The organism is Pedobacter westerhofensis, from assembly GCF_900182595.1.
In the GTDB taxonomy this organism is placed as follows: domain Bacteria; phylum Bacteroidota; class Bacteroidia; order Sphingobacteriales; family Sphingobacteriaceae; genus Pedobacter; species Pedobacter westerhofensis.
Genome location: NZ_FXTN01000040.1, coordinates 1 through 1,118 on the forward strand (window position 1 = coordinate 1; position 1,118 = coordinate 1,118).

Annotated in this window: 1 protein-coding gene; it reads right to left on the minus strand. The window is 34.1% G+C overall.

Going from position 1 to position 1,118, the window contains the following annotated elements; translation table 11 throughout:
• Positions 1-118: 118 nt before the first annotated feature.
• The gene (locus FN831_RS27560) at positions 119-1,060 is read right to left on the minus strand and encodes an HNH endonuclease (protein ID WP_142531429.1); all 942 of its coding nucleotides are present in this window, start codon (positions 1,058-1,060) and stop codon (positions 119-121) included.
• Between the last annotated feature and the right edge of the window lie 58 nt (positions 1,061-1,118).

Genomic DNA, 1,118 nt, shown 5'->3' on the forward strand with positions numbered 1-1,118 from the left:
AATGGTTCTTTATTTTTCATCGTGTCCTAAGTATCACTAAATTACTTATTTTAACTCTAACTTTTTAGAGTTGACACAGTTCACTTTACAGTCTCCAAAATATCAAGTTTTAAATCTTTCATGAATAATATCTTGCTTCTATTTCTGCTTTTGCCATTACTGATTCATCAATAAATCCATCCAAAGCCGGTTTTCTAATGAAGCTTAACTCTAAAGTTTCGTCTTTTTCTAATGCTTTCAAACAGCACAACTTCCTGTCTGCCTCTGATAAATGTTGCAAATCACTATCATGTATGTATTCCCAATAAAATCGATACCACTTATTTATACGTGCTTTAACATGACCAGAGTATCTGGTTTCAATTTTATATACTGCTTTCCAAGATTCAATTTCATCATTCTTTCCATCTGGATTCGTAAAATCAATTCTCCAATCTACTTTTTCAGGTTCTATATGATCTGATGCGATGTGAAATTCTACTGAAATACCGTTATGTAAATTATCAAATGGAAAAAAAAGCTTGCCAGTCGAAACGGCAATTGTATCATCCTCACCTTTAGCATCAAATGAATTACATTCTTTGCATGAAGGAACCAAGTTTTCAAAATTCACAGAAGAGAATGGGTAAAGAGCTTTTGGTAAAAAGTGATCATATTGGTCACGAGTCGAATCTTCTTTTTTCTTAAGTTCACCAATTCCGCATATAGGACATAGAGTTGTTTCTTTGTTTTTATCACTAAAACTATCAAAATGCTCTCTTAACGAAGTATGATAAGTATCCTTAAATGGATCGCCGTCCAATACTTGATTATAGAGGTCTAGGAAAAAAGTTCGTATCACTTTCCGAATTCCTTTTGCGGAATCATCAATTTTGACGGGAGTTTTTACTCCTTGACATATTGCTTCAATATCATTACTGTTTTTAATTTGATTGCAAATATCTGACCTTATAGCTTGAGATAGACGAGAGAAGACAGCGTAGATTTCTTTGAATTTCTGTTTTAGTACCTTTCTGTGTCTGGTGGGAGTTTCGCCAAAACTGACCTCTTCATTCCGCAATTAAACTGACGCTTCATTCCGCTCTAAATTGACCCCCTCATTTCGGTGTAAAGTGACC